2 protein-coding genes are annotated in these 3,282 nt (G+C 57.5%); both read right to left on the bottom strand.

What is annotated here, in order from left to right; all coding sequences use genetic code 11:
* Nucleotides 1–1,282 (bottom strand): FecR domain-containing protein (locus RWM61_RS20070; protein WP_314004237.1); only part of this gene is annotated, 1,282 nt, incomplete at its 3' end.
* Complete coding sequence (locus RWM61_RS20065) at nt 1,279–3,174, bottom strand: adenylate/guanylate cyclase domain-containing protein (protein ID WP_314004234.1); 1,896 nt, start codon at nt 3,172–3,174, stop codon at nt 1,279–1,281. The genes RWM61_RS20065 and RWM61_RS20070, both read right to left, overlap by 4 nt.
* Between the last annotated feature and the right edge of the window lie 108 nt (nt 3,175–3,282).

Raw genomic sequence — 3,282 nt, 5'->3', positions numbered from 1 at the left:
GCGTCTGCGTCGGCGGCGTGGAAATTTCCTGCCTGCGCTGCCGGTTGTTTTGCTCGAATGCTTGCTGTTCCTCGGACGGCAGCTGCGAGACGTATTGCTGCGACGCCTGCTGCGTCTTTTCCTGCTGAGCCGCGGCATTGGCCGCCGCTATGCGGGCCGCTTCGGCCGCCGCTTGCGCAATCAGCTGCTCAAGCGCTCTGCGCCGCTCCTCGAGCCTCGCCAATTCTTCCCGTTTTTTTTGCTCCGCTTCCGCCGCGAGACGCTTCGCCTCCCCTTGCTTCGCCAGGTCGTCCGGCGTCAGTTCCAGCGGCTTTACGTTATTGATATCCAGAACGGCCTTCTGCGCTTCGCCGTTGGCCTGCGCTGCGATCCGGTTGACACGTTCCGCCGTGACCTTATTCTGATCGACGGATGTCCGGGCGATGTTGTTCACAAGTCCCGACATATTTGTGACGATACGCTGCAGGTCGGCCGCGTTTGTCGTCGGCGCGGCTGGTCCGGAGCCCGTCTCGCTCGTCCAATTCTGAGCCAGAGCCTCCGCTTCGGCATCGATGCCTGCCGCATCGGCAATGATCGCCTCCAAAATGTCCGGAGGGGTCATCTCGACGAACGTATCCAGATCGATCGCGGCTACAGCCGTATTGACCTGTCCGTCCGACGATTGCGCGAACGTGCCTTGCTGAGTCGGATAAATCAGAACGTCACGCGCTTCCCTCGTATTATCGATGTCCGCAAGCGGCACTTGGGCGGCTACAACGCCTGAAGTAACGACTACGTCTGTCGTTCCGACATTCGGATCGACACCGACGAAGAAATAAGTACCCCGCACACCCATAATGGCGGTCGGCGTTTCCACCTCGAATTGATCGTCGGCGTTGGAGATCGATTTCACCTTGACCCACATCGATCCGGCCCAGACGTTCATCTTCGCCTTGGTGCCGCCGTCCTCCTTCAATTCAGAAAAATTAAGCTGCGAGTTCTCGCCGACCGTAATCGAATCCTGATCGGCCTTGCTGCTCGCCAGCTCGAGCACGACTTTGCCTCCCTTGCCGGTTGTAAGGGCGTCGCCCTCGTTCAGGCTCATATTTTTGAATGCGTTGAACGCCTTCGAGCCGCCGGATTTCTTCACCATGACGGTACCCTTGATCTCCTTGACGACCGCAACGCGCGTAACGGCGCCTAACGCCTGCTTCGCTCCCGCGAACAGGCCCGTTAAGCCGGCAATCAAACTAAGACAAAGCAAAACACTCAAATAACGCATGCCGCTTCCCTGAATGGTCATGCCCCTTCTCTCCTCTCGCTGATCGGGGATTCCCCGCCGGTATCAAGCTCCGACAACACGGAGAATACCCGGACCGGCCTCTCTTTCCCTTTGACTTTGATCTCGCCCATATCCTCCAGCTCGAACAGATGTCCGACCCTGTCGGACATTTCCTCGCTGATCAGAATTTGCCCGGGCTTGGCGTTCGATTCGAGGCGGGCTGACAGATTGACCGTGTCTCCGATCGCCGTGTAATCCAGCCTCAGCATTTCGGAGCCGATATTGCCGACGACCGCCGGACCGCAGTTGATGCCTACGCCGAATTTAACCCCGATCCCGAACCTTTCGATGCATTTGCGCTCCAACACGTCCGAATGCTTTTTCATTTCCAGCGCCGCGCGGACGGCCAGCTCCGGATGGTTCGGCAGATGGACCGGCGCGCCGAACAGCGCCATAACGCCGTCGCCGATAAACGTGTCGAGCGTCCCGTTCCAGTTGAAAACGGCCTTCGTGCAAATGTCCAAATATTCGTTTAGCACTTCGATAACCTGCTCCGGCTGCAGCCGCTCGGACATCGGCGTAAAGCCGCGGATATCGACGAAAATGACGCTGATATCCCGGCGCTGCCCGCCTACCTTGATCTCTTCTCCCGAAGCGAGCATCTCATCCACGACGCTGGGAGGCACGAACCGGCCGAATATGCTCGTCACCCTTCCCCGCTCTTTCCGCTCCGCCATATAATGAGAGACGACCGCCCATATTAGCGCCGATGTCATCGCAAGGAACGGATAGGTGAACGGGATGAACAAGGAATAGAAGAAATACGCGTTAAACCATGCCGCTATGAAGGCCGCCGCAAGAACGCCGTACAGGATGAAAGCCGCGCGCCCCCGGTAACGGTCGAATAAAAACAGCGAGATCATAGTCAGCAGCAGCAACAGTATGTAGGTTACAGATGGGGGCGCCTCGGTGAAAAAGGCTCCGTTCACGAGCGATTGCACCATGTTGGCGTGAATTTCCACCCCGAACATTTTCAGCGTATCGCTGAGCGGCGTAAGGTATTCGTCCTGAAGGCCCGTGGCGTAAGGACCGATGAGCACAACCGCATCCTGGTAGTATTCCGGCGGGATCGCGCCGCTGAGCACATCGAAAAACGATTGGGCATCGTAGCCGGTGTCTGCGTTCATCGCCTCGCGCGGCTTGGAATAAAACTCCGTCGCAACCTGATAGCGTTCGTTCACCGGGATCCGCTTATCTCCCCTGAACCAGGCCTCTTCCGTTTCATCCCATCTGATTTGCAGCTTTTTTTCTAATATGTAGTTGGCCAGCCTGACGCTGAGGGCGGGAATCATCCGGTTCCGCTCGTCCGGAAGTCCGACCGTCAGCATGCGAACCGTACTGTCTTTGTCCGGAAACACGTTTATGTGCCCGACCTGGTTTCCGTTCGAGGATATCGTGCTCGCCGGGTACACGATCGACTCCGTTTTCAGCAGTCCCTTCTCGAGCTGCGTGGCTTCAAAGTTGAACACAGCCGGCAAATAAACGTCCGGATATTTGGCCATCACCTCGGCCATGGCCGCGTCACTCTCCGGGTTTGCCCCCGGTTCGGCAAGCACGACGTCGAGGGCGACCGCCTTGGCCCCTGCCTGCATCAGCATGTCTATGACCTGGGCGTAGAGCGCCCTGTCCCAAGGAAACTGTCCCAGTTGATCCAGCGAGGCTTGGTCGATCTTAATGATTTTGATCTCGTTCAGCGGCGCCCGCTCGGCGTCGCTTTGTTTCCGAACCGCATCCTGGAGCGTCGACTCGACGAAGTTCAGCGATCCGCCCGTCCCCAAACTGGCCAATAAGGACCAGAACAGCATGACGGCTAAGCCCGCCGCGGCCGTTTTCATCCATTTTCGCAAGACCATGGTTCTATCAGATTCCCCCTATGCCGTTTCTATTCCCAACCTTCTCTATTATTCTACATGACCTATGCACTTCGAGGTAAACGTTGGTAATTTTCCGGTTTGGGCGTA

The sequence above is a fragment of the uncultured Paenibacillus sp. genome, assembly GCF_963515335.1.
Taxonomy (GTDB): domain Bacteria; phylum Bacillota; class Bacilli; order Paenibacillales; family Paenibacillaceae; genus Paenibacillus_I.
This window is presented reverse-complemented; position numbering and strand designations above follow the sequence as displayed.

Excerpts from the sequence above, each read along its gene's own strand:
- RWM61_RS20065 (WP_314004234.1), bottom strand. The coding sequence starts at position 3,174 with ATGGTCTTGCGAAAATGGATGAAAACGGCCGCGGCGGGCTTAGCCGTC.